Consider the following 23,600-nt stretch of genomic DNA (forward strand, 5'->3'; position numbering starts at 1 on the left):
CATGGCCGGCCTCAGCACCTCGATGCTGCTCGCCGCCGCCGCGGTACGCGAGGCGCGGACGGATCGCACGCCGTCCGCGCAGCGCAACGCCGCCATCGCCCGTGCCTGCCTGCAGCGCGCCGGGAGCGGCGGCGATCGGCTGCTGCGCGCAGTCGATACGCGGCCTGGCCGCGGCCTGCTGCGGCTGCTCGAGGCCGCCTGCCTGCCTGGCATCGGCGCGCACTACGCCTGGCGCAAGCGTCGGATCCGGCGATGGGCGCGACAGGCCTGCGCCGAGGGCGTACAGCAGGTGCTGATCCTGGGCGCCGGCTTCGACGGGCTGGCACAGGCGTTGCTGGACCAGGCGCCGGCGCTGCGCGTGTTCGAGGTCGATCGCGAGGCCACGCTGGCGATCAAACAGGCCGCGCTGCGCGCGCTGTGCCTCGACGATCCGCGCCTGCGGCTGTGTCCTGGCGAACTCGGGACGGTGCCGCTGGCGCGCTGGCTGCGCGGATTGCCCGGCTTCGCGCCGGAATTGCCCACGCTGATTGTCGCCGAGGGCCTGCTGATGTACCTGCCGCTGGACACGGCGCAGGCGCTGCTGCGGCAGCTGGCCCGCGCCCTGCCCGATGCACGCCTGATCGCCACCGCGATGGCGCTGTGCCACGACGGCGCGCCCGGCTTCGTTCGGCAGCGCCCCTGGGTGCGGCGCTGGCTGGGGCGGCGCGGCGAACCGTTCCGCTGGGGCGCGACGCGCCAGGCCCTGCCGACGCTGCTCGGCCAAGGGGGCGTACGGATGGACGGAATCGCCGACGCCGACGATGCGGATGATCCCGACCCCGCGCCCGGGGAATGGCTGTTCCACGGCCGCCCGCTGCATCCGGACCACAGCGTTGCAGCCGCCTCTCCACACAGCCGACTCAGGGCCGCCGCGCTACCCTAGGCGGCCTATGACGACCCACCATCACGATTTCACCCTCGACCCCTACGACACCGAGCAGCTGGCCAACCTGGCCGGGCCGTTCGATGCGCATCTGCGCCAGATCGAACTGAAGCTGGGCGTGGAGATCTCCAACCGCGGCAACGTGTTCCGCGTGCAGGGCCCGGACCGGGCCGTGGCGGCGACCGAGCAGCTGTTGCATACGCTGTACGCGGAAGCCGCGACCGAGACCTTCGACGCCGATGCGATCCACCTGCGCCTCAACGAGGCCAACCTGGAGCATGTCGCCGCCGGTGGCTACGCGCCGCAGGACGTGGCGATCAAGGTCAAGCGCGGCACGGTGCGCGGCCGCGGCCCCAACCAGGCCGCCTATCTGCACGCCATCGCCACCCATGACATCAACTTCGGCATCGGTCCGGCCGGCACCGGCAAGACCTTCCTGGCCGTGGCCATGGCGGTGGAGGCGCTGAACGAGGCGCGCGTGCAGCGCCTGGTGCTGGTGCGTCCGGCGGTGGAGGCCGGCGAGAAGCTCGGCTTCCTGCCCGGCGACCTGAGCCAGAAGGTGGACCCCTACCTGCGCCCGCTCTACGACGCCCTGTACGAGATGCTGGGCGTGGAGAAGGTGGCCAAGCTGCTGGAGAAGAACGTCATCGAGATCGCGCCGCTGGCCTACATGCGCGGGCGCACGCTCAACGATGCCTTCGTGATCCTGGACGAGGCGCAGAACACCACCGTCGAGCAGATGAAGATGTTCCTGACCCGCATCGGCTTCGGCAGCACCGCGGTGGTGACCGGTGACATGAGCCAGACCGACCTGCCCAAGCACATCCGCTCCGGGCTTAAGGACGCGCTGGAGGTGCTGCGCGGCGTGGACGGCATCTCCTTCAGCTTCTTCGGCGCGCGCGATGTGGTGCGCCATCCGCTGGTGGCGCGCATCGTGCGGGCTTACGATGCGCGCGACGACAAGGCCGCCGATCCGGCGTGAGTTGAAACCGACATGACCCAGGGTCCGATCCATCTGCAGGTCGCGGTTAGCTATGCGCTGCCGCGCGCCGGCCTTCCGTCCGCGGTGAGCTTCCGCAAGTGGGTCGCCGCGGCGCTGAAGGGCCGCATCCGCGAGGCCGACCTGGCCATCCGCCTGGTCGATGCCAAGGAAGGCCGCGCGCTCAACCGGCATTACCGCGGCAAGGACTACGCGACCAACGTGTTGTCCTTCCCGGGCGAGCTGGACGAGACGATCAAGCTGCCCAAGGGCGTGACCATGCCGCTGCTGGGCGACCTGGTGATCTGCGCGCCGGTCGTGGCGCGCGAGGCGCGCGAGCAGGACAAGGCGCTGCTGGCGCACTACGCGCACCTGACCGTGCATGGCACCCTGCACCTGCTGGGCTGGGATCACGAGGACGACACCGAGGCCGAGGCGATGGAGCAGCTGGAACGCGAGATTCTGGCCGAGCTGGGCATCGACGATCCCTACGCGGCGGACGGCGCCGCATGAGCCGGCGCGCGCTCGCCACCGCGCTGCTGCTGTGCGCGCCGTTCGCCCCGCCGCGCGCGCATGCGGCCGAGGCCACGCCGATCGCCAAGCCCGACCTGGCCGCGCTGATCGAATGCCGCAAGGAGGTCCCGGACTTCCTCGCACTGGCCCCCGCCGTGAGCGACCCGCTCAAGGCCGTGGCGCTGGGCTGGAAGCCGCTGCCGCAGGTCAACCAGTTCATGACCGAATTCCAGCTGGCCGCACCGATCACCGTCTTCGGCCATGCCACCGACCGGATCGCCTTCGCCGGCGACAGCATCATGGCGATCCTGGGCCTGCCTGATCCGCGCCCGCTGGCGCACCAGCTGGAGCTGGAGACCGGCATCGACACGCCGGAGAAGGCCATCTTCGGCAAGCAGCTGCGCGCGACGACACGGACCGATCCGGCCAGCGGCCAGACCCTGATCCAGGCCATCATCCTCAATGTCTCTAACGTCGCCTCGCACCCGGGCAAGACGCTGGCCGGCTGCAGCTACAACCTGGATACCGAAGGCCCCGATCCGGCCCCGGCGGCGCCCGCCGCCCAGGCCCAGGCCCACTGAACGCGGCGTCAGCCGGCGCCCGAAACCGTTCTGCTAGACTGCCGGCCACGCCCGCGATTGCCGGGTGCCGTCCACCCCCCAATGTCTGAAGACGACAGTACAACCGCGTCGGAAATCCCTGAAAAACGACGCAGCTGGCTCGAACGCCTGAGCCAGGCGTTCTCCGGCGAACCGGAATCCCGCGAAGACCTGCTCGCGCTGCTGCGCGACGCCCAGCACAACGGCCTGCTCGAGGCCGACACCGTGACGATGATGGAAGGCGCCATGTCGGTGGCCGAACTCACCGTGGGCGATGTGATGGTCTCGCGCTCGCAGATGGTCTCCCTGGCCGTGGACACGCCCTTCCTGCAGCTGATGCAGCAGGTGGTCGAATCGGGCCACTCGCGCTTCCCGGTGCACGGCGAAAACAAGGACGAGATCCTGGGCATCCTGCTGGCCAAGGACCTGCTGCGCGGCGTGGTCGCCGACAACGGCCCGGGCACGGTGCGCGAGCTGCTGCGCCCGGCGGTGCTGATCCCCGAATCGAAGAAGCTCAACCTGTTGCTCAAGGAGTTCCGCCTCTCGCGCAACCACATGGCGCTGGTGGTGGACGAATACGGCGGCGTGGCGGGCCTGGTCACCATCGAGGACGTGCTGGAGCAGATCGTCGGCGAGATCGACGACGAGCACGACGAGGCCGAGGACGAGGCCTCGCGCATCGCCGCGCAGGCCGATGGCCAGTACGTGGTCGACGCGCTGACGCCGATCGAGGACTTCAACGAGCGCTTCGGCGCGGACTTCCCCGACGACGAGTACGACACCGTCGGCGGCCTGGTCACCGACGCCATCGGCCACCTGCCCGAGACCGGCGAGGAGCTGACGCTGGGGCGCTTCGCCTTCCGCGTGGCCAAGGCCGATGCGCGCCGCGTGCACGCCTTCCACGTCGGCGTATTGCCCGAGGATTGAGCTTGAAGACCACCGGCCTGCTGGCGCGCCTGCTGTGCGCGCTCGTGTTCGCGCTGCTGGCCTGTGCCGCGCCGGCCGCGCCGCGCATCGGCGTGATGACCATGCAGCCGGGCGAGGTATTCTTCGAACGCTTCGGCCATGACGCGCTGGTGGTCGCCGATCCGCAGACCGGCCAGGCCACCTCGTACAACTTCGGCTTCTTCGATCCGGACGAGCCGGGCTTCGTGCGCCGCTTCATCGACGGCAAGATGCTGTACTACCTGGTCGCGCTGCCGCTGCAGGAGGACCTGCAGAGCTACCAGGCCGAAGGCCGCGGCGTGTCGATCCAGTGGCTGGACCTGACCCCGCAGCAGGCGCAGGCGCTGGCCGATTCGCTGGCCTGGCGCGCGCGTCCGGAAAATGCGCGCTATCCCTACGACTACTTCACCAGCAACTGCGCCACGCAGGTGCGCGATGCGCTCGATGCGGCCATGGGCGGGGCGCTGAAGAAGCAGCTGGCCGGCCGTTCGCGCGGCAACACCTACCGCAGCGAGTCGGTGCGCCTGGCCTCGCCGGCCTGGTGGATGTGGATCGGCTTCGACCTGGGCTTCGGCCCCTACGCCGACCGGCAGCTCTCGCGCTGGGACGAGGCCTTCGTGCCGATGCGCCTGGCCGATGCGCTGACCCAGGTGAAGAACACCCAGGGCCGCCCGCTGGTGCAGTCGACCCAGCAGCTGCTGCCGCACCGCATCGCGCCCGAGCCGCCGGAGACCGCGCGCAGCTGGTGGCCGTGGCTGCTGGCCGGCGTGCTGGTGGCGTTCGCGCTGGTGTGGCTGGGCACGCGCGCGCGGCGCGTGGTCGGCGGCGTGGCGCTGGTGTTCTGGCTGGTGTGCACGCTGGCCGGCGCGCTGATGCTGTTCATCTGGTTCGGCAGCGGCCACGTGGCCGGCTGGGCCAACCGCAACCTGCTGCTCCTCGATCCGCTGTGCGTGCTGCTGCTGCCCGCGGCGGTGCAGGTGCTGCGCGGCCGCGCGCTGGCGGCGTGGTCGCGCTGGCTGCTGCGCCTGGTGGCGGCGCTGTCGGTGCTGGCGTGGATGCTGCACTGGTTCCCGTTCAACGTGCAGGCCAACATCGCCTGGGTCGCGCTGCTGGTGCCGGTGCATCTGGCGCTGGCGTATGTGCTGACCGCGCAGCGCGCGACGCGCTGATTCCACGCGCTTGCAGGCCCCCGCGGGCCTGCGCCAGCGTCGGGTTCCGCTTCCCGCCTGTCTTGCTGGAGCGCGCAGGCGCGCGCCTCGCTGGCGTGGCGCGGGGCGCCCGGTCAGAATCGGCCCATCCTTTCCATGCCACGAGTCGCCACATGCCCGCTCCCGCCCGCCTCACCGCCGCGCTGCTGCTCGCGCTGTTGCCCGCCATGGCCGTGGGCGGCGCGGCCGCGCAGGCCAAGAAGCCGTACCGCAGCGGGCAGCAGATCCTCGACGCTTCGCCGGCCAGCGACTGGCGCACGCTCGACCCGGCGCGCACGCTTTACCTGGAGCTGGCCAGCGGCCGGGTGGTGATCGAACTGGCGCCGGCGTTCGCGCCCGAGCATGTGGCCAACATCACGACCCTGGCCCACGAGCACTTCTGGGACGGCACCAGCATCTACCGCTCGCAGGACAACTTCGTGGTGCAGTTCGGCGATGTGGATGGCGAGGACCCGGCCAAGGCCAAGTCGCTGGGCAGCGCGAAGACCCATCTGCCGGCCGAGTTCCACCGCAGCGCCAAGGGCCTGGACTTCCAGCCGCTGCCCGACCGCGATGGCTGGGCCAGGCAGGTGGGCTTCGTCGACGGCTTCCCGGCCGCGCGCGACGGCGCCGACGGCAAGGCCTGGCTGGCGCACTGCTACGGCACGCTGGGCGCGGGCCGCAACAACGCCGACGACAGCAGCATCGGCGCCGAGCTGTACGTGGTCATCGGCCAATCGCCGCGCCAGCTGGACGACAACATCACCGTGGTCGGCCGCGTGGTGAAGGGCATGGAGCTGCTGAGTACGATCCAGCGCGGCCCGGAGCCGATGGGCTTCTATACCGACCCGGCGCAACGCACGCCGATCAAGTCGATCCGCCTGGCCAGCGAGGTGCCCGCCGCCGAGCGCACGCCGCTGGAGCTGCTGCGCACCGACAGCCAGACCTTCCGCGACGTGGTCGAAGCCAAGCGCAACCGCGTGGACGACTTCTACAAGCGTCCGGCCGGCCACATCGACCTGTGCAACGTGCCGCTGCCGGTGCGGACGCCGGGCGGCAAGAAGTAAGCGAGGCGCGGGGACGCCGCCGCGTCAGCGCCATGCGGCGTGCTGACGCGATCCGCGCGTCCTAGACAATCCCTTGGCGCCGCCCCGGTTCGCTGGCGTGCAGATAGCGGGTGAAGGTGTCGCTCGGGCGATCGCGACCGCACTCGGCCAGCACCATCCCCACGTTGCCGCGATGGTAGGCGCCGTGCGCCAGCACGTGGAACAGGATCTCCGCGCGGGTCATGGTGCCCGCTTCGCCATCGGTGAAGGAGAAGGAGACCGGCGCGTGCAGCGCGCCGGCTTCCAGCGTCGCCACGTACTGCCGGTACCAGGCGTCGGATGCGGCGACGTCTTCGCGCAAGGCTTCGAGGGTCGGCGTGTCCCGCGTGTTGGTCGCCTGGTAGTCGTGAGCCGTCCCCTGCAGATGGGCGGCGAAGATCCGGTCCACCACGTAGGCGTGATTCATCAGCCGCACCGCGCGCTTCCACTGCGCCGGATGCTGCTGCGGATCAATCGTGGCCAGCGCCTCGAACATCTCCGCGTTGGCCCATGCCTTGTAGCCAAACTGCTTCTCCATCCGCTTGCTCCCAAAAGTCAGGCCCGAGGCGGCGTCAGCGCGGACGCCTGGCCGCGGCGCGTTGGCTGACCGCGACGCTGCCCAGGATCAGCACCGCGGCCAGCAGCATCGTCCAGGTCAGCGGTTCGCCCAGGATGGCCCAAGCCAGCAGCGCGCCGAACACCGGAATCAGATAGGTCACCGTGGCCGCGCGGGCCGGCCCGATGCGCTGGATCAGGCGGTAGTACACGCGGTAGGCCAGGCCGGTGCACACGATGCCCAGCGCGCCGGCGCAGGCCCAAGCCACGCCGGGCACGGGCGCGGTGGGCCAGTGGGTCACCGCCAGCGGCGAGAGCAGCAGGGCCGCGCAGCCCAGCGTCGCCGCCGCCGAGCTGGCCGGCGGCAGATCGGCCATGTGCCGCTTCACCAGGTTGTAGCCGATGCCGTACAGCAGCGACGCGGTCGCGCCGGCCAGCGCGGCCGGACCCACGCTCAGGCCGCCGGCCTTGCCGGTGGCCAGCACCAGCACGCCGATGAAGCCGACCAACAGGGCGACGGCGCGGCGCGCGCCGATCTTCTCGCCGAAGAACAGGAAGGCGATCAACGCGGTGAACAACACCGTCATCGCATTGGTGATGGCGCCGATCGCCGCCGGCGCGTGCTGCGCGCCCCAGGCGAACAGCAGGAAGGGCAAGGCCGAGTTCAGCACGCCGATGCCGGCCAGCACCGGCCAGCGCCTGGCCGGAAACTGTGTCCGGTCGCGCCACAGGAAGGGCAGCAGCACCAGCGCGCCCAGGCACAGACGCAGCTCGACCAGGGCATAGGCGCCGAAATGCGGCGCGGCCACGCGCATGAAGAGGAAGGAGCTGCCCCAGATCACGCCCAGCACGGCCAGCTCGATGGGCGTACGCCAGTCGCGGGCGGTGTCGGTGGGCGGGCAGGCGGCCGAAGGCGAGGCATGGGACATGGCGCGGTTCCACATGGAAATCGTGAGGGAAGGTGCGGACGGCAGCGCGCCGTCGGCAGGCGCCGCCAGCCTGCGCGATGCGGCGGCGGCGCGCTGGCCGGTTCCGGACATCGCAGCTCGATTACATGGTCCGGTGCGCGGCCCAGCCCCACAAGCGCGTAGTATCGGCGCCTGCCACAAATCTGATTTGTGCCTCGCCATGCACCTGCGCCCGACCCTGTTGCCCTCCCTCGGCGTGTTCGCCGCGGCCGCCCGCCACCAGAACCTGGCCCACGCCGCCGAGGAGCTGCACCTGACCGCCAGCGCGGTCAGCCACCACGTGCGCAAGCTCGAGGCGCTGCTGGGCGTGAGCCTGTTCCAGCGTCACGCACGCGGGGTCAAGCTCACTCCGGAAGGCCGCCAGCTGGCCGATGCCGCCACCGCCGCGCTGGCCGACGTGGCCGCGGTCGCCGGTGCGCTGCATCCGCAGTCCGAGGTGGTGCCGCTGAAGGTGACCACGCTGCACTCGCTGGCCTACTGCTGGCTGCTGCCACGCCTGCCGCGCTTCTGCGCCGCCTATCCGCGGGTGCGGGTGGAACTGGACTCCAGCCCTGCGATGGCGCGCTTCGACGACAACGGCCCGGAGGTCGGCATCCGCTACGGCAGCGGCGACTGGCCGGGCATCACCGCCCATCATCTGATGGACGATGAGCTGTTCCCGGTCGCCTCCCCTGCGTTGCACGGCATCGGCGAGGTGACCACGCCGGCCCAGATCGCCCGGCTGCCGCTACTGGCCGACCTGGGGCTGCAGGGCTGGCGCGAGTGGTTCCGCGAAGTCGGCGTGCACGGCGCGCAGCTGCCGATCGCGCATGTGTTCAGCGACAGCACCGACGTGATGCGCGCGGCGGTCTACGGCCTGGGCGCGGCGCTGGCGCGCAAGCACATCGCCCTGCCCTATCTGCAGCGCTATGAGCTGGTGCGTCTGCCCGGCCCGGCCATCCGCGCGCGCTTCGCCTACTACGCCGTGCACGCCACCCATCGCCCGCTGTCGCCGGCCGCGCAGCTGTTCATGGACTGGCTCAAGGAACAGGCCAAGGACACGCGCACGCCGATGCCGGCGGTGCCCGACGAGCTGCTCGGCCGCGCACCGGGTTGAAAGCCGCGTCAGCGGCCCGCGCCGTCGTAAGGAAGGATAGTCAGCGAGGCCAGATCCAGCTGCGGCAGGCAGCGCACGTTGATCGCGACCATCGCCGCGCCGTCCGGCCCGGTGCCTTCGCTGTAGGGCGCGATCCCGCAGCTCGCGCAGAAGTGGTGGCGCAACGTGTGCGAGTGAAAGGTGTAGGTCTGGACCGCGCCTGGATCGCTGCGCAGCGAAAACGCCGCGCGCGGCGCGAACCAGAGTAGGCCGCCGCGGCGCCGACACAGCGAGCAGTTGCAGTCGATCACCTCGCGTACCTCACCGGTCACGGTGAAGTCGATGGCGCCGCAGTGGCAACTTCCGGCATGGTGCATGGCGAGCGCTCCGCGCGTTGGAAGCGCCAGTCTAGGACATCGCCCGGCGCGTGCGGGCCGGTGGCGCCTTCAGTCGACGAACTGGGCCAGGGCCTCTTCCGCCGGCGCCGGGCGGCCGGGGTAGTAGCCCTGACCCAGGTCGCAACCGATCTCGCGCAGACGGCTCCAGACCGCCGAGCTCTCGATGCCTTCGGCCACCACCACCGCTTCCATGCTGTGGCCCATGTTGACGATCGATTCGACCAGGCGGCACATGCGCCGGCTGTCGATGACGTCGCGCACGAAGCTCATGTCGATCTTCAGCTCGTCCACATGGAAGTGGCGGAAGTAGGACAGCGAGGAGTAGCCCACGCCGAAATCGTCCACCGCGATGCGCAGGCCCATCTCGCGCAGACGCGTGAGCGCCTGGCCGATCTGCTGCGGATTGTCGACGAAGGCGGTCTCTGTGACTTCCAGCATCACCTGGGCGGGGTTGACGTTCCAGATGCGCAGGGCCGAGGCCATCTGTTCGACGAAGCCACCGGCGGTCAGCGCGATCGGCGACACGTTCAAGCCGCACTGCAGGTCCGGATGCTCGGCGAACACCGGCGCGCAGTGGCGCAGCGTGGCGTTGATGCTCCAGCGGGTCAGGCCATCGATCAGGCCGGTCTGCTCGGCGGCGACGACGAACAGGTCCGGCCGCACCGGACCCAGCACGGGGTCGTGCCAGCGCGCCAGCGATTCGAAGCCGCGCAGGACACCGCTGTCCAGGGCGAAGATGGGCTGCAGGTGGACCTGCAGCGCATTGTGATGGATCGCGCGGTGCAGGTCTTCGTAGCCCACGCTGGCCGGCATCTGCCCCGCATACAGCGCGTGGTGCTCAGGCCGCTGGGCGGCGCTCGCGCAGGCCACGTCGGCGTGCCGGCACAGCTGCTCGGCGTCGGCTGCATTGACGGCCATGGCCACACCCACGGCCACGGTCACCCGGGAAGGACGGCCGCCGGCTTCCAGCGGATAGCGGAAGGCGCGCGCGATCTTGCCCGCGGCCAGCATGGCCAGGTTCTGGTCGCGCACGCCGGGCAGCACCACGGCGAAATCGCACTCGCCGATGCGCACCAGCGCATCGACCTCGCGCAGGCAGTCGCCCAGGCGCGCGGTGAAGGCGGCGATGAGCGCATCGCTGGCGCCGTAGCCGAACACCGCCTCGTACTCGCGCAGCCGCTGCATGCGCACCACCAGCAGCACGCCGCCTGCGGCCGGCTCGGGGACGAGGCGCGCGATGGTGTCGAACAGGATTTCGCGGTTGAGCATCTGGCCGTCCTAGCGCCTTGCCTGGCGCAGCGTCATGCTGGCCCGTGCACATCTCACAGATAGAGTTCCTTGGGATCGAGCCCGTAACTGCCAGGCTTGAGCCCCTTGCGGATGCTGATCTGCCGGTTGTCGTGCGCGCCCCAGGTGTCGCGCAGGTCCAGCGGCTCGAAGGCCTCGCGCCGCTGCTTGTCGGCGTCGGTCAGCAGCATGACCTGCGGGAACAGCCGGCGCACCGGGTTCTGCTCAACCACGATGGCGACCTCGCCGGTGGACAGTTCCACCAGGCTGCCGGTCGGATACACGCCCAGGCACTGCACGAACTGCTCGACCAGGTCGGGCTGATAGGACGCGCCGCGCTGGCGGTAGAGCGCCTGCATGGCCTCGTAGCGCGACAGCGGCTCGCGGTAGGGCCGCGGACTGGTCATGGCGTCGAACGAGTCGACGATCGCCGCGATCCGCCCGAACAGCGGGATCTGCGAGCCGGTCAGGCCGGCGGGATAGCCCGAGCCGTCCTCGCGCTCGTGATGGGTCAGGATCATCTCGCGCACGACGCTGTTGGAGGCACCTGAGGCGTCGTACAGGCGCAGGCTGTGGCCGAGGTGGCTGCGCAGCAGCTCCAGCTCTTCGGCGGACAGGGCGCCATCGTGTTCCAGCAGCGACTCGGGCAAGGCGGTCTTGCCGATGTCCAGCAGCAGCCCGGCGGTGGCCAGGTCGTGCAGGGCCTCATCGGGGAATCCCAAATGCCGGCCGAAGGCGGCCATGAAACCGCAGCAGTTCACCGCGTGGCTGTAGGTGTAGCCGTCGTGCTGACGCAGGGCCTCCAGCCAAAAGAACGCATCGGGATTGCGCACGATGCTGTCCACCACCGGCGTCACCGCCTCCTCGACCGCCTCAACGTCCAGCCGGCCGCCGTTGCGCAGCTCGGCGATGATGCCGCCGGCGGCGCGGTCCACCGATTCCAGCGCCTGGCTGGCACGGGGCACCTCGTCCTGGACGCGCGACAGGAGCGGGCGCGGATTGGCGGTCAGCGTGGCCAGTTCGGGGATCACGTAGGGCTTGCGCCGTTTCGCCCGGGCCGGCTCCCGATCGCCCACGACCATGGGCGCGGCCGCCGGCTTGCGCAGGGCGGCGCGCACGAAGCTCTCGCTCTTGATCACATCGACGGTGACCTTGGCGCAGTACTTGGCCAGCTCGGCGATATCGGCCGGGCTTTCGATCAGGAATCCCTCCAGCATGTACGGCGTGCCCAGCCAGTCGCGGTCGAGCCGGCTGACGTACATCCCCGGGCGCAGCTCGCCCACCTGCAGCTCGCGTTCCTCGATCCACATCCGTTGATGCCCGCCCCTCGCAGTACTTGCAGCCGTCGCAGCCATCGCAGTCCCTGCCGTTCTCGCAGTCGCATCAGCGAACATGCTCCCCATCCCTTGCACGCATCATCCCTAGACCCCAGCCGGCTTTCAAGGAAAGACGGACTGAGCAGCGTAACGGCAGGACGACGGCTTTCTTTAGCGACTAGCGCGTGTCCCCGACGAGCGGGTCGGCGGCCACGAATCCCCCCGTCTGCCGCTGCCACAAACGCGCATAGAGCCCCCCCTCGGCCAGCAGCTCGGCGTGCGTCCCTGTCTCCACGATCCGCCCCGCATCCATCACCACCAGCCGGTCCATCCGGGCGATCGTAGACAGCCGATGCGCAATGGCGATGACGGTCTTGCCGCGCATCAGCACGTCCAGGCTGTCCTGGATGGCCGCCTCGACCTCCGAATCCAGCGCCGAGGTGGCCTCGTCCAGCAGCAGGATCGGCGCATCCTTCAGCAGCACCCGGGCGATGGCGATGCGCTGGCGCTGGCCGCCGGAAAGCTTGACCCCGCGTTCGCCCACGTGGGCATCGAGTCCGGTGCGCCCCTCACCATCCACCAGCGTATCGATGAAGCCATCGGCACGCGCCTGGGCGATGGCCGCCGCGACCTGCTCGGGCGTCGCCTCGGGCCGGCCGTAACGCAGGTTATCGAGGATCGAGCGATGCAACAGCGAGGTGTCCTGGGTGACCACGCCGATCTGTCCGCGCAGGCTGGCCTGGGTGACGCCGGCGATGTCCTGGCCATCGATCAGGATGCGCCCGGCCTCCAGGTCGTAGAGCCGCAGCAGCACGTTGACCAAGGTCGACTTGCCGGCGCCGGACGGACCGACCAGGCCGATCCGCTCGCCGGCGGCGACGGTCAGGTTCAACCCGGCGATCACCCCGCCGCGCTGGCCGTAGTGGAAGTGGATGTCCTCGAAGCGCACCTGCCCGGCCGTCACCCGCAGCGGCGGCGCGTCGGGACGGTCGGTGACGGTATGCGGCCGGGCGATGGTTTCCATGCCGTCCTGGACCGTGCCGATGTCCTCGAACAGGCCGTTGACCACCCACATGATCCAGCCGGACATGTTCTCGATGCGGATCACCAGCCCCGTGGACAGGGCGATGGCGCCGACGGTGATCGCTCCGCGCTGCCACAGCCACAGGCCCAGGCCGGCGGTGCCCACGATCATCAGGCCGTTGAGCACGGCGATGACCACGTCCATCGCGGTGGTCATGCGGGTCATGCGCTGCACGCTGCCCAGGTTCTCGCGCACCGCCTCGGCGACGTAGTCGTCCTCGCGCCGCGGATGCGGGAACAGCTTGAGCGTGGCGATGTTGGTATAGCCGTCCACCACCCGCCCCATCAGCCTGGACTTGGATTCCGACGCGCGCCAGGAGCGCTCCTTCACCCGCGGCACGAAATACGCTAGCGCCGCCACGTAGGCCAGCAGCCAGGCGATCAGCGGCAGCATCAGCCGCCAGTCCGACTGGGCGAACAGCACCAGCGCGCTGCCGGTGTACACCGCCACGTACCACAGCGCATCGATCAGCTGGGTGGCCGACTCGCGCAGCGAGGCGCCGGTCTGCATGATCCGGTTGGCGATGCGTCCGGCGTAGTCGTTCTGAAAGAAGGCCAGGCTCTGCCGCACCACGTGCCGATGCTGCTGCCAGCGCGTGCGCGCGGTCAGCGCCGGGGTCACCGACTGGTGCATCAGCAGGTCGCCCAGGGCCATCAGCAGCGGCCGCAGCACCAGCGCCACGCCCGCCATGCCCAGCAGCTGCGGGCCGTGGCGGTCGAAGAAGCCGGCCGCCGTCTCGTCCTTGGCCAGGTCCACCAGCTTGCCGAGGAAGTCGAACAGCGCCACTTCCACCAGCGCCACCGCGAAACCGACCACGAACATCGCCGCCAGCACCCAGCCGCCCGGCCGCAGATAGTGCAGGTAGAAGCGCACCAGCCCACGCGGCGGCGTCGCCTCGTCGGGACGGCCGAACACGTCGATCAGCGATTCGAACCAGCGGAAGATCATGGGAGCAGGCGAAGTCTAGAGGAGTCCGGCGTGAGCAGCGGCGAAGACAGGGACGGCGCCGTCCCTGCCCGCTCCTCGACCCGCCTCGCCTGCGCCTGGTCTCAGGTCAGCGCATGCTCGGCCACGATCACCCCGTTGGCATCGGCATACAGCCACTGCCCGGGCACGAAGGACACCCCGGCGAAGCGCACCGGCACATCGACCTCGCCCAGGCCGCGCTTCTCGGTCTTCATCGGCACGGCGGCCAGTGCCTTGATGCCCAGCGGCAGGTTGGCCAGCACTTCCACATCGCGCACGCAGCCGTGCACCAGCACGCCGGACCAGCCGTTGGCCACCGCCTTCTCGGCCAGCATGTCGCCCAGCATCGCGTGGCGCAGCGAGCCGCCGGCCTCGATCACCAGCACCTTACCGGTGCCGGCCTGTTCGACCTGCTCGCGCACGCGCGAGTTGTCCTCCGGGCAGCGCAGGGTGACGATCGTGCCGCTGAAGGCCTGCGCGCCGCCGAAGTCGCGGAACAGCGGCTCGGCTACCTGCATCTCGGGATGGGCATCGCACAGGTCGGGCGTACTCCACTGGGGCATTGGCGTTCTCCGCTTGGGACGGGACTACAGCGCCCGGCTGATGGTGAAGCTGCCGAACACCGGCGGCTCGCTCTGGCCGTCGAACTCGCGGCTGGAATGGTAGCGCGCCACGGCGAACTTCCAGCGCCCCTTCATGACCGCCACGCCGTAGCCGATGTAGCCCACCACGTTGCGCTTGTCCACGCTGTGGCTGTCCTTCCAGGTGTTGCCGTCCAGGGTGATGTCGCGCAGCACCCAGCGCACGTCGGTGGTCAGGAAGGCGTGGAAGCGCCATTCGCCGCCCGGACGGGTCTGGCTGGCCGGGGCGGTGTTCTCGCCGGCCGGGCGCAGCGGCGTGCTGCCGAAGTCATCGGGCAGGTGACGGCCGAAGCGCAGCTCGGCACCGCCGTTGGCGAAGGTCTGGTAGTTGCCCAGCGCCGCGCCGTAATGGGTGATCGCGTCCCAGGTCCACAGCCCCGAGCCCCAGGCGAAGCGATGCATGCGCTCATGGCGCAGCAGGAACAGCGGCTCGTCGCGCAGCTGGTTGTCCCAGCCGCGGAACTTCTTGTCGTCGAGCACCCGGTGCACCGCCTCCTGGATCTGCTTGCCGCGCGCCGACGGCCCGACCCAGCCCAGGCCAATCTGCGTGGTCTGCAGCGCATCGCCCTTGCGCGCGTTGTAGCCGAGGGTGGCCATCAGCACGCCGGCATAGGGTCGGTCGTCCGGGATCAGGTCGCTGCGGGTGTTGTCCTTGGGCGTGTACAGGGCCTGGCCGAGGTTGAAGACCATGTTCTGCTCATCGAAGCCCTCGGGCTGGATCGCGCTGAGGTAGCGATTGACCAGACGCGCCATCGGCGACAGACACGGATCGTCCTGGTAGTCCTTCAGGTTGGCCGAGACCCAACCCAGCTCCACACCGCTGGTATAGCCCTGGTCCTGGTGATCGCCGCCGAACAGGTCGTTGTCGACGCGGAGGCTGACGGCCTTGGGGATGTCGGTGCGGGTGGGACATTGCTCCGACGTGACCGCCTGCGCGCTGCCGCTCGCCGTGGCTGCGACCAGCAGCCAGCCTGCCTTGGACATGGGATTTCCGCGTGAAAGTTGAGTGCAGGGAATCATGAACGGCTCAGTACTGAAATTGGTGTGAAGGCATGACACGCAGCGTCGCGATGGCCGGTCTTGCCAGCCTGCCCGGCTATGCTCACCGCCCCTCGTCCTTGCCGGAGCACCGCGATGGCCAAACGCAGCGCCGCACCGCCCGACGCCGATCTGTTCCAGACGCCCGCCGCCCCGGAGGGCATCCGCGTGGGCATCGGCGGCTGGGTGTACGCGCCCTGGCGCGACAACTTCTACCCGGCCGGCCTGGTGCAGCGGCTGGAGCTGGAATACGCCAGCGCCCGCCTCACCGCGATCGAGATCAACGGCACCTACTACGGCACCCAGCAGCCGGCCACCTACGCCAAGTGGCGCGATGCCACGCCGGAAGGGTTCATGTTCTCGGCCAAGGCGCCCAAGCGCATCACCCAGTCGCGCAAGCTGACCGGCACGCGCGCGCAGGTGGAGGATTTCATCGGCGGCATCAGCGAGCTGGGCGACAAGCTCGGGCCGCTGGTGTGGCAGTTCGAGGCCGGGCGCAGGATCGATGCCGAGCAGTTCGAAGGCTTCCTCGACCTGCTGCCGAAGAAGGCCGGCAAGCGCACGCTGCGGCACGTGCTGGACGTGCGCGATCCGGACTTCATCACGCCCGACTTCCTGGCCCTGGTCCGCGCGCACGGCATGGGTACCGTGTTCTCCGAATCCACCGAATACCCCTCCTTCGCCGATATCACCGGCGACTTCGTCTATGCGCGCCTGATGGCCAGCCGCAGCGACGAGGCCACCGGCTATCCGGCGGCCGAACTGGATGCCTGGGCGCGCCGCGCACGCGCCTGGCGCGCCGGCGAGGACCCCGAGGAGCTGCCGCACGTGGGCCCGACGCCGGCGCCCAAGCGGCCGCGCGAGGTCTTCGTGTTCTTCATTTCCGCGGCCAAGGAACGCAACCCCGCCGCGGCCATGGCCTTGCTGGAACGCTTGCGCGAATAATCGTTTCGCCACGGCAGGGCGGCGCGGCGATAATTGCCGCCATGCCCATGTCCGCCCGCCGCAAGGCCCACCTGCAAGTACACCTGTGCGTGCTGTTGTGGGGATTCACCGCCATCCTCGGCAAGCTCATCACCCTGCCCGCGCTGCCCCTGGTGTGGTGGCGCATGCTGCTGGTGGTGCTCGCCCTGGCCCTGCTGCCGGCGGTCTGGCGCGGCCTGCGCGCGATGCCGGTGCGGCGGCGCTGGGCCTATGCCGGCATCGGCGCGCTGGTGGCGCTGCACTGGCTGACCTTCTACGGCGCGATCAAGCTGGCCAATGCCTCGGTCGCGGCGACCTGCATCGCGCTGGCGCCGGCGTTCACCGCGATGATCGAGCCATGGGTGACGCGCCGGCCGTTCGATGCGCGCGAGCTGTTCTTCGGCATCGCCACCCTGCCCGGCGTGGCGATGGTGGTCGGCGGCGTGCCGCACGAGATGCGCGCCGGCATCGCGGTCGGTGCGCTGTCGGCGCTGCTGGTGGCGGTGTTCGGCTCGCTCAACAAGCGCATGGTCGAAGGCGGCGAACCGCTGACCGTTACCGCCCTGGAGCTGGGCGCCGGCACCGTGCTGCTGACCGCGCTGGCGCCGCTGATGTCGCTGGTGCCCGGCTTCGGCGGCGCGCTGCTGGTCCTGCCCAGCCTGCACGACGCGGCGCTGCTGGTGGTGCTGTCGCTGGTCTGCACGCTGCTGCCCTTCGCCCTGGCGCTGGTGGCCCTGCGCCAGGTCAGCGCCTACGGCATGCAGCTGGCCACCAACCTGGAGCCGGTCTATGCGATCCTGCTGGCCATCGTGCTGCTGGGCGAGCAGCGCGAACTCACGCCGATGTTCTACGGCGGCGTGGCGATCATCCTGGTCGCGGTCTTCGCCCACCCGGTGGTGGCCCGGCGCAGCCCAGGCGCGCATCCGGAGCTGCTGGTCACCGCCGAAGCCAAGAGCGTGGCCGACTGAGCCCGCCCGGCTAGGGCGCCAGCACCACGCGGTCGCGGCCGCCGCGCTTGGCCGCATACAGTGCCTGGTCGGCGCGGCGGAAGGCGTCCTCGGCCGTGTCGTCGCGGCGCCGGCATTCGGCCACGCCGATGCTCACCGTCACCGCCAGGTCGACCGGCAGCGAGGTGGCCGCGGTGCGCAGGAACTCGCACTGCGCACGCGCCTGCTCGCCGGTGCTGTCCGGGAACAGGATCACGAACTCCTCCCCGCCGTAGCGCGCGGCCATGCCGTCGGCGCTGTGCGCGCGCAGCGTGTCGGCCAGCGCCACCAGCACCTCATCGCCCGTGGCGTGGCCATGCACATCGTTGATCACCTTGAAGTGGTCCACATCGACCACTGCGACGCTGACGCCCTTGCCGCGCCCGGCCGCGTGCTGCTCCAGTGCCATGTCCAGCGCCATGGTCAACGCGCGGCGATTGGGCAGGCCGGTCAGCGGGTCGGTGCGGGTCTGCGCGGCTAGGTCGGCGTTCTGGACTTCCAGCTCGTCCTGATACTGCCGCAACTGCTGCTCGTACCAGTCGCGCTCGGCCATCTGCGTGGCCAGCGCGCCGGAGATGCGCCGCAGCTCCAGCAGATACATCACCTGGCGCGCCAGCGCGCGCAGCGCCTCGGCCTGCCCGGGGCTGAGCGTGCGCGGCTTGCTGTCCAGCACGCACAGCGCGCCCAGCGCCTGGCCATCGGGCGTCACCAGCGGCGCGCCGGCGTAGAAGCGCACGCCCAGCGCGCCGGTCACCAGCGGGTTGTCGAGGAAGCGCGCATCGGTGCTCGCATCGCGCACCACCGTCGTTTGCTCGGGCGCCAGGATGGCGTGGCCGCAGAAGGAGATGTCGCGCCCGGTCTGCTGGGCTTCCACGCCCTTGCGCGACTTGAACCACTGGCGATCCTCGTCGATCAGGCTGATCGCCGCGATCGGCGCATCGCAGATGCGCGCGGCGATGGTGACCAGATCGTCGTAGGCCTGTTCGTTCTCGCTGTCCAGGATGTGATAGCGCGCCAGGACGGCCTGGCGCCTGGCTTCGTCGTGCGGATGCGGGGGACTTGGCATCCGGCGAACTTAGCCAGTGACCGTTCGTCGGACCAATCGAGGAAAGCTAAAACCACGCACCCTGTCACAGGGTCGCTCAGTGGCGCGTGCTTACCACTGCGTCAAATCGGGCAGCAGGCCGCGCAGCTCGGCATCGGTGAGATTGCGCCAGCGGCCCGGCTTGAGCGGGCCCAGCTTGACGTTGTCGATCCGCACCCGGCGCAGCTGGGTGACGCGATAGCCGAAGGCCGCGGCCATCAGCCGGATCTGCCGGTTCAGCCCCTGGGTGAGCACGATGCGGAAGCCGAACTTGGCGATGCGCCCGGTGCGGCACGGCAGCGTCATCTGGTCGTGGATGCGCACGCCCTTGGCCATGGCGCGCAGGAACTCCTCGGTCACCGGCTTGTTGACCTCGACCAGGTACTCCTTCTCGTGGCGATTCTCGGCGCGCAGGATCTGGTTGACGATGTCGCCGTTGCTGGTCATCAGGATCAGCCCTTCGGAGTCCTTGTCCAGCCGCCCGATCGGGAAGATGCGCTGCTCGTGGCCGACGAAGTCGACGATGTTGCCCTTGACGCTGGCCTCGGTGGTGCAGGTGATGCCGACCGGCTTGTTCAGCGCGATATAGACGTGGCGCCGGCCGCTCGACTTTGACACCGTCCGCGCGCGCAGGGGCTGGCCATCGACAAGGACCACGTCCTCCGGCCCCACCACCGCGCCCGCACCGGCCGGATGCCCGTTGACCGTCACCCGCCGCTCCCCGATCAGCCGATCGGCCTCACGCCGCGAGCAGAAGCCGGTCTCGGCGATGTGCTTGTTGAGGCGGGTGGGGGTGGGGGGGGTGGTGTCGGTCATGGAGGCGGTTGGGGATTCGGGATTCGGGATTCGGGATTCGGGATTCGGGATTCGGGATTGGGGATTCGGGATTGGGGATTGGGGATTGGCGTTGGCGTTGGCGTTGGCAGCATCGCGTCAGACCGCATGATCCGCCCCCTCCCTTGCGCGCAGCGCAGGGGAGGGTTGGGGAGGGGTTAGCTGTTGCTGTTGCTCTAGCTGTTGCCCTTGAGCCCAAAACATCGCACGAAGGGCAAAAACACCCCTCCCCGGCCCTCCCCTGCGCTGCGCGCAAGGGAGGGGGCGAAGCTCAGTCCTTCGGCGGGCCCTTGCGGTGCGGCTTGGCCGCCGGCTTGAAGCCGGGCTTGCCGCCGGGGCGCGGCTTGCCCGCGCCGGGGCGGGCCGAGGCCGGGCGGAAGCCGCGCGGGGCCTCGTCGCCGGCGTCCTCGCCGACCTTGTGGATCTTCAGCTGCTGGCCCGACACCCAGACCTTCTTCAGATGGGTCAGGGTCTCGCGCGGCATGCCCTCGGGCAGATCCAGGATCGAGTAATCGTCCTGGATGTCGATGCGGCCGATGTAGCGGCTCTCCAGCCCGGCCTCGTTGGCGATGGCGCCGACGATGTTGGCCGGCTTGACGCCATGGGCGTGGCCGACCTCGATGCGGTAGCGCTCCATGCCGACCTCGGCCTCGCCGGCCGGCGCGCGCCGCGGGCGTTCGGCCGGGGCCTCGTCGAAGGACGCATGGGCCGGGCGCTCCGGGCGCGCGCGTTCGCTCCGCTCGCCCGGCTCGAAACGCGGCGGACGCTCGCCGCGTTCAGCGCGCTCGGGGCGCGGCGCACGCTCGTAGCGCTCGCTGCGCTCCGGACGCGCGGCGCGCTCGGGACGCTCGCCGCGCGGCGCGCGGTCGGCGGCCGACAGCAGCAGGGGCGTGTCGCCCTGCAGCAGCCGCGCCAGCGCCGCGGCGATGTCCACCGCCGGCACGTTGTGCTCGCGCTCGTAGGTCTCGATCAGCGCGCGGTATTCGCCGGCCTCGCCGGTGGCCAGCGTATCGGTGATGCGCGCCAGGAACCGCGCCACGCGACGGTCGTTGACCGCCTCGACCGTGGGCAGCTGCATCTCGGTGATCGGCTGGCGCGTGGCGCGCTCGATCGCGCGCAGCATCGACTTCTCGCGCGGGGTCACGAACAGGATCGCCTCGCCGCTGCGCCCGGCGCGGCCGGTGCGGCCGATGCGGTGGACGTAGCTCTCGGTGTCGTAGGGGATGTCGTAGTTCAGCACGTGGCTGATGCGCTCCACGTCCAGCCCGCGCGCGGCCACGTCGGTGGCCACCAGGATGTCCAGCTTGCCGTCCTTGAGCTGGGCGATGGTCTTCTCGCGCTGCGCCTGCTGCATGTCGCCGTTGATCGCGGCGGCGGCCAGTCCGCGGGCCTGCAGCTTCTCGGCCAGCTCCTCGGTGCCGGCCTTGGTGCGGGCGAAGATAATCATCGCATCGAAGGTCTCGGCCTCCAGGATGCGGGTCAGCGCGTCGAGCTTGTGCAGGCCCGAGACGAACCAGTAACGCTGGCTGATGTTGGCCGAGGTGGTGGTCTTGGACGCGATGGTGACTTCGGCCGGATCGTTGAGATAGGTCTGGGCGATGCGCCGGATCTGCGCCGGCATGGTCGCCGAGAACAGCGCCACCTGGCGGGTGGGCGGCGTCTTCTGCAGCACGGTCTCGACATCGTCGATGAAGCCCATGCGCAGCATCTCGTCGGCCTCGTCCAGCACCAGCGTGGTCAGGCCGGACAGGTCCAGCGAGCCGCGCTCCAGGTGATCGATCACCCGGCCCGGCGTGCCCACCACCACGTGCACGCCGCGCTTGAGCGCCTGCAGCTGCGGGTAGTAGCTCTGCCCGCCGTAGATGGGCAGGACGTGGAAGCCGGGGATCTTGGCCGCGTACTTCTGGAACGCCTCGGCCACCTGGATGGCCAGCTCGCGCGTGGGCGCCAGCACCAGCACCTGCGGCTTGCCGGCCGACAGGTCCAGGTTGGACAGCACCGGCAGGGCGAACGCCGCGGTCTTGCCGGTGCCGGTCTGCGCGGTGCCCAGCACATCGCGCCCGGCCAGCATCGCCGGGATGGTGGCGGCCTGGATGGGCGAAGGCGACTCGTAGCCGACGGCGACCAGGGCGGCCTGGACCGGCGCGGACAGGCCAAGGGCGGAGAACGGCACCGCGGGTGCGGCAGTTTCGGAAGACATGATGCAGCTCGCTTGAAGACGCGTAACGGCCGCCTATTGTGCGCCCTGGCGGCCCGACGCGCTTTGAATGGCGCTTTCCGCCGGATTCGGGCCCTGACCCACCCGGCCGGGTCCGCGGCGCCGGGACCGGCGAATTAGTGCTGCAAATGGTGCTGCAAGGCCTGCCGGAAGGGCGGCACCGCCGCGGCCAGGCGCAGCGCGCCGCCGCGCAGCAGGCGGGCGCCCGGGCGCTCGTCCGCGTACAGCCGCGCCACCAGCTGGGTGGCCGCGTACAGCGGCCAGGTCGCGCGCCGGTGGGCGCGGGCGTAGGCCTGCAGCGGCGCCGGATCGCCCGCATCCGCGTGGCCGTCCAGCGCATCGGCCAGGCGCCCCACCCCGCCCAGGCCGAAGTTGAAGCCGTGCGCGGTCACCGGGTGCATGCCCACCGCCGCGTCGCCGGCCAGGGCGAAGCGGGCCCCGGCCAGGCGCCGGGCGTAGCTGGACACGAGCGGATAGACATGGCGCGTGCTGGCCAGGCGCATCGCGCCCAGGCGGCCTTCGCACAGGCGCGAGACCTCGGCCGAGAAGGCGGCCTCGTCCAGCTGCAGCATCGCCGCGGCGCGCTGCGGGCTCAGGGTCAGCACCAGCGAGGACACCGCGCCGGTCAGCGGCAGCAGCGCCACCGTCGCCCCGTAGGCGAACCACTCCAGCGCCACGCCGTGGTGCGGCTGCGCGTGGGCGACATGGCAGACCAGCATGCTGCGGCCCAGCTCGTGCAGCTCGGCGCCGACGCCCAGCTGCCGGCGCAGCGCGGACAGGCGCCCGTCGGCGGCCACCAGCAGGTCGGCCTGCAGGACCAGGCCGTCGTCCAGCGTGGCCTCGACCCGGTCGGGATGGCGGCACAGGCTGGCCACGCCGGCGCCGTCTAGCAGGGTCACGCCCGGGTGCGCCAGCGCGGCCTCGAATGCCGCCTGCCGCAGGCGGTGGTTGGCCACCAGCCAGCCCAGCGGCGCGTCCTGGCCTTCCCCGCCGCCGATGTCCAGGGCGAACGGCGACACGCCGTCCTGCACCCGCGCCTGGCGCAGCGGCGAGATCGTCTGCGCGTCCAACCGCGGCCAGACCGACAGCGCCTCCAGCAGGTGCCGCGAGGCATGGGTCAGGGCGATCTCGCGGCCGTCGAAGGCAGGCGCTTCCAGCGCCGCGCGCGGCTGGCGATCGACCACTGCGACGCTTCGTCCCTGCGCGGCCAGCGCGCGCGCCAGGCACAGCCCGACCGGGCCCGCGCCACCAATGACCACGTCGAACCGCATGTGCGCACCTGCCAAGATGAGAATGGCTCGCATCCTAGCGGGATCGGTGCGCGCCGCATTGATCTGGCGCAAGGCCGGCTGTGACAAGCGGCGCGTCGGCGCGAATCACCCTGGCATCGACGCACACTGCCCCCTTGTTCCATGGACGACCTCGCCATGCCCTCGGCCACCGCGCCTGACCCCGCTGCCCAGACGCGCTTCCAGTCCCTGCTGGAGGCCCATCGCGGCATCGTGCTCAAGGTCGCGGCCAGCTACGCCTTCCATCCCGAGGACCGGGCCGAGCTGGCGCAGGAGATCGCCGCGCAGCTGTGGCGCGCGTTCCCGCGCTACGACGGCGACCGCCCGTTCTCGACCTGGATGTACCGGATCGCGCTGAACGTGGCGATCTCGCAGGTGCGCGGCCACACGCTGCGCCAGCGCCACGCCGTGCCGATGGACGACGACCTGTACGACCTGGCCGATCCCAACGCGGCCGATCCGGAAGCCGACCAGCAGCTCCGCCTGCTGCGCGGCTTCATCGCGCGCCAGCCGCCCCTGGAGCGCGCCCTGCTGGTGCTGTACCTGGAAGAACGCCCCTACCGCGAAATCGCCGAGATCCTCGGCATCAGCGAGACCAATGCCACCACCAAGATCGGCCGGCTCAAGCAACGCCTGCGCGCCGAACTCTAGCCCCGCTTCAAGGACTT

General features: G+C 70.5%; 23 protein-coding genes. 11 read left to right on the forward strand and 12 right to left on the reverse strand.

All coding sequences use genetic code 11. The annotated features are described in order from the left end of the window. The first annotated feature begins 1 nt into the window (after position 1). The 7 genes from WFQ05_RS12760 to WFQ05_RS12790 all read left to right on the forward strand — a co-directional run bounded on the left by WFQ05_RS12760 (position 2) and on the right by WFQ05_RS12790 (position 6,212). Positions 2–922 carry a class I SAM-dependent methyltransferase gene (locus tag WFQ05_RS12760; RefSeq protein WP_337054130.1) on the forward strand — a complete coding sequence of 307 codons (921 nt, stop codon included), beginning with the start codon at positions 2–4 and terminating at the stop codon, positions 920–922. A gap of 7 nt (positions 923–929) precedes the next feature. Beyond that, on the forward strand, positions 930–1,904 hold the full coding sequence (locus WFQ05_RS12765; RefSeq protein ID WP_130523467.1) for a PhoH family protein: 975 nt from the start codon (positions 930–932) through the stop codon (positions 1,902–1,904). A 12-nt stretch (positions 1,905–1,916) separates the two neighbouring features. Then, entirely contained in the window at positions 1,917–2,414 is a 498-nt protein-coding gene (gene ybeY, locus WFQ05_RS12770) for an rRNA maturation RNase YbeY (RefSeq protein ID WP_130523466.1), read from the forward strand. Then, positions 2,411–2,995: a hypothetical protein gene (locus WFQ05_RS12775; protein ID WP_337054131.1), complete on the forward strand. Its 585-nt coding sequence runs from the start codon at positions 2,411–2,413 to the stop codon at positions 2,993–2,995. The genes ybeY and WFQ05_RS12775 overlap by 4 nt, the downstream gene beginning before the upstream one ends. An 81-nt stretch (positions 2,996–3,076) precedes the next feature. Further along, positions 3,077–3,940: a transporter associated domain-containing protein gene (locus WFQ05_RS12780; RefSeq protein WP_130519850.1), complete on the forward strand. Its 864-nt coding sequence runs from the start codon at positions 3,077–3,079 to the stop codon at positions 3,938–3,940. A 17-nt stretch (positions 3,941–3,957) separates the two neighbouring features. Beyond that, positions 3,958–5,127, forward strand: coding sequence for a DUF4105 domain-containing protein (locus tag WFQ05_RS12785; protein WP_235872775.1), 1,170 nt, complete (start codon positions 3,958–3,960; stop codon positions 5,125–5,127). A gap of 206 nt (positions 5,128–5,333) precedes the next feature. Then, positions 5,334–6,212 carry a peptidylprolyl isomerase gene (locus tag WFQ05_RS12790; RefSeq protein WP_337054188.1) on the forward strand — a complete coding sequence of 293 codons (879 nt, stop codon included), beginning with the start codon at positions 5,334–5,336 and terminating at the stop codon, positions 6,210–6,212. 61 nt (positions 6,213–6,273) lie between these two features. On the opposite strand, the gene WFQ05_RS12795 is transcribed toward WFQ05_RS12790, so the two are convergent. Both WFQ05_RS12795 and WFQ05_RS12800 read right to left on the reverse strand, forming a co-directional pair. Continuing rightward, a complete protein-coding gene (locus WFQ05_RS12795) occupies positions 6,274–6,768 on the reverse strand; it encodes a DinB family protein (RefSeq protein ID WP_337054132.1) in 495 nt (164 codons plus the stop codon). A 34-nt stretch (positions 6,769–6,802) separates the two neighbouring features. Then, positions 6,803–7,714: a DMT family transporter gene (locus WFQ05_RS12800; RefSeq protein WP_337054133.1), complete on the reverse strand. Its 912-nt coding sequence runs from the start codon at positions 7,712–7,714 to the stop codon at positions 6,803–6,805. A 199-nt stretch (positions 7,715–7,913) separates the two neighbouring features. Between WFQ05_RS12800 and WFQ05_RS12805 the strand changes: the two genes are divergently transcribed. Further along, positions 7,914–8,849, forward strand: a complete 936-nt coding sequence (locus WFQ05_RS12805; protein WP_337054134.1) for a LysR substrate-binding domain-containing protein — start codon at positions 7,914–7,916, stop codon at positions 8,847–8,849. Between the two features lie 8 nt (positions 8,850–8,857). Here WFQ05_RS12805 and WFQ05_RS12810 read toward each other — a convergent pair whose 3' ends face one another. The 6 genes from WFQ05_RS12810 to WFQ05_RS12835 form a co-directional block, all read right to left on the reverse strand. Beyond that, complete coding sequence (locus WFQ05_RS12810; RefSeq protein ID WP_337054135.1) at positions 8,858–9,205, reverse strand: GFA family protein; 348 nt, start codon at positions 9,203–9,205, stop codon at positions 8,858–8,860. Between the two features lie 69 nt (positions 9,206–9,274). Beyond that, the gene (locus WFQ05_RS12815) at positions 9,275–10,495 is read right to left on the reverse strand and encodes a bifunctional diguanylate cyclase/phosphodiesterase (protein ID WP_337054136.1); all 1,221 of its coding nucleotides are present in this window, start codon (positions 10,493–10,495) and stop codon (positions 9,275–9,277) included. A 53-nt stretch (positions 10,496–10,548) separates the two neighbouring features. Continuing rightward, positions 10,549–11,823 (reverse strand): HD-GYP domain-containing protein, encoded by a 1,275-nt coding sequence (locus WFQ05_RS12820; RefSeq protein ID WP_337054137.1) that lies wholly within the window; start codon positions 11,821–11,823, stop codon positions 10,549–10,551. Positions 11,824–12,007: 184 nt separating this feature from the next. Beyond that, entirely contained in the window at positions 12,008–13,858 is a 1,851-nt protein-coding gene (locus WFQ05_RS12825) for an ABC transporter ATP-binding protein (RefSeq protein ID WP_337054189.1), read from the reverse strand. Positions 13,859–13,962: 104 nt separating this feature from the next. Further along, entirely contained in the window at positions 13,963–14,442 is a 480-nt protein-coding gene (gene rraA / locus WFQ05_RS12830; protein ID WP_337054138.1) for a ribonuclease E activity regulator RraA, read from the reverse strand. A gap of 24 nt (positions 14,443–14,466) precedes the next feature. Further along, entirely contained in the window at positions 14,467–15,504 is a 1,038-nt protein-coding gene (locus WFQ05_RS12835; RefSeq protein WP_337054139.1) for a lipid A deacylase LpxR family protein, read from the reverse strand. 150 nt (positions 15,505–15,654) lie between these two features. Between WFQ05_RS12835 and WFQ05_RS12840 the strand changes: the two genes are divergently transcribed. Together WFQ05_RS12840 and WFQ05_RS12845 are read left to right on the forward strand one after the other, a co-directional pair. Beyond that, on the forward strand, positions 15,655–16,503 hold the full coding sequence (locus WFQ05_RS12840) for a DUF72 domain-containing protein (RefSeq protein ID WP_337054140.1): 849 nt from the start codon (positions 15,655–15,657) through the stop codon (positions 16,501–16,503). Between the two features lie 41 nt (positions 16,504–16,544). Continuing rightward, a complete protein-coding gene (locus tag WFQ05_RS12845) occupies positions 16,545–17,489 on the forward strand; it encodes a DMT family transporter (RefSeq protein ID WP_337054141.1) in 945 nt (314 codons plus the stop codon). A 10-nt stretch (positions 17,490–17,499) separates the two neighbouring features. Here the strand turns inward: WFQ05_RS12845 and WFQ05_RS12850 are convergent, their stop codons facing one another. From WFQ05_RS12850 to ubiM, 4 genes are all read right to left on the reverse strand, one after another. Then, entirely contained in the window at positions 17,500–18,573 is a 1,074-nt protein-coding gene (locus WFQ05_RS12850; protein WP_306993071.1) for a sensor domain-containing diguanylate cyclase, read from the reverse strand. A 90-nt stretch (positions 18,574–18,663) separates the two neighbouring features. Beyond that, complete coding sequence (locus WFQ05_RS12855; protein WP_130519829.1) at positions 18,664–19,407, reverse strand: pseudouridine synthase; 744 nt, start codon at positions 19,405–19,407, stop codon at positions 18,664–18,666. Positions 19,408–19,696: 289 nt separating this feature from the next. Further along, the gene (locus WFQ05_RS12860; RefSeq protein ID WP_130519827.1) at positions 19,697–21,625 is read right to left on the reverse strand and encodes a DEAD/DEAH box helicase; all 1,929 of its coding nucleotides are present in this window, start codon (positions 21,623–21,625) and stop codon (positions 19,697–19,699) included. Positions 21,626–21,759: 134 nt separating this feature from the next. Beyond that, entirely contained in the window at positions 21,760–22,914 is a 1,155-nt protein-coding gene (ubiM, locus tag WFQ05_RS12865; protein WP_337054142.1) for a 5-demethoxyubiquinol-8 5-hydroxylase UbiM, read from the reverse strand. A gap of 141 nt (positions 22,915–23,055) precedes the next feature. Between ubiM and WFQ05_RS12870 the strand changes: the two genes are divergently transcribed. Further along, positions 23,056–23,583: a sigma-70 family RNA polymerase sigma factor gene (locus WFQ05_RS12870; protein WP_337054143.1), complete on the forward strand. Its 528-nt coding sequence runs from the start codon at positions 23,056–23,058 to the stop codon at positions 23,581–23,583. Positions 23,584–23,600: the final 17 nt, after the last annotated feature.

This window comes from Pseudoxanthomonas sp. USHLN014, assembly GCF_037153335.1.
Classification (GTDB): domain Bacteria; phylum Pseudomonadota; class Gammaproteobacteria; order Xanthomonadales; family Xanthomonadaceae; genus Pseudoxanthomonas_A; species Pseudoxanthomonas_A winnipegensis.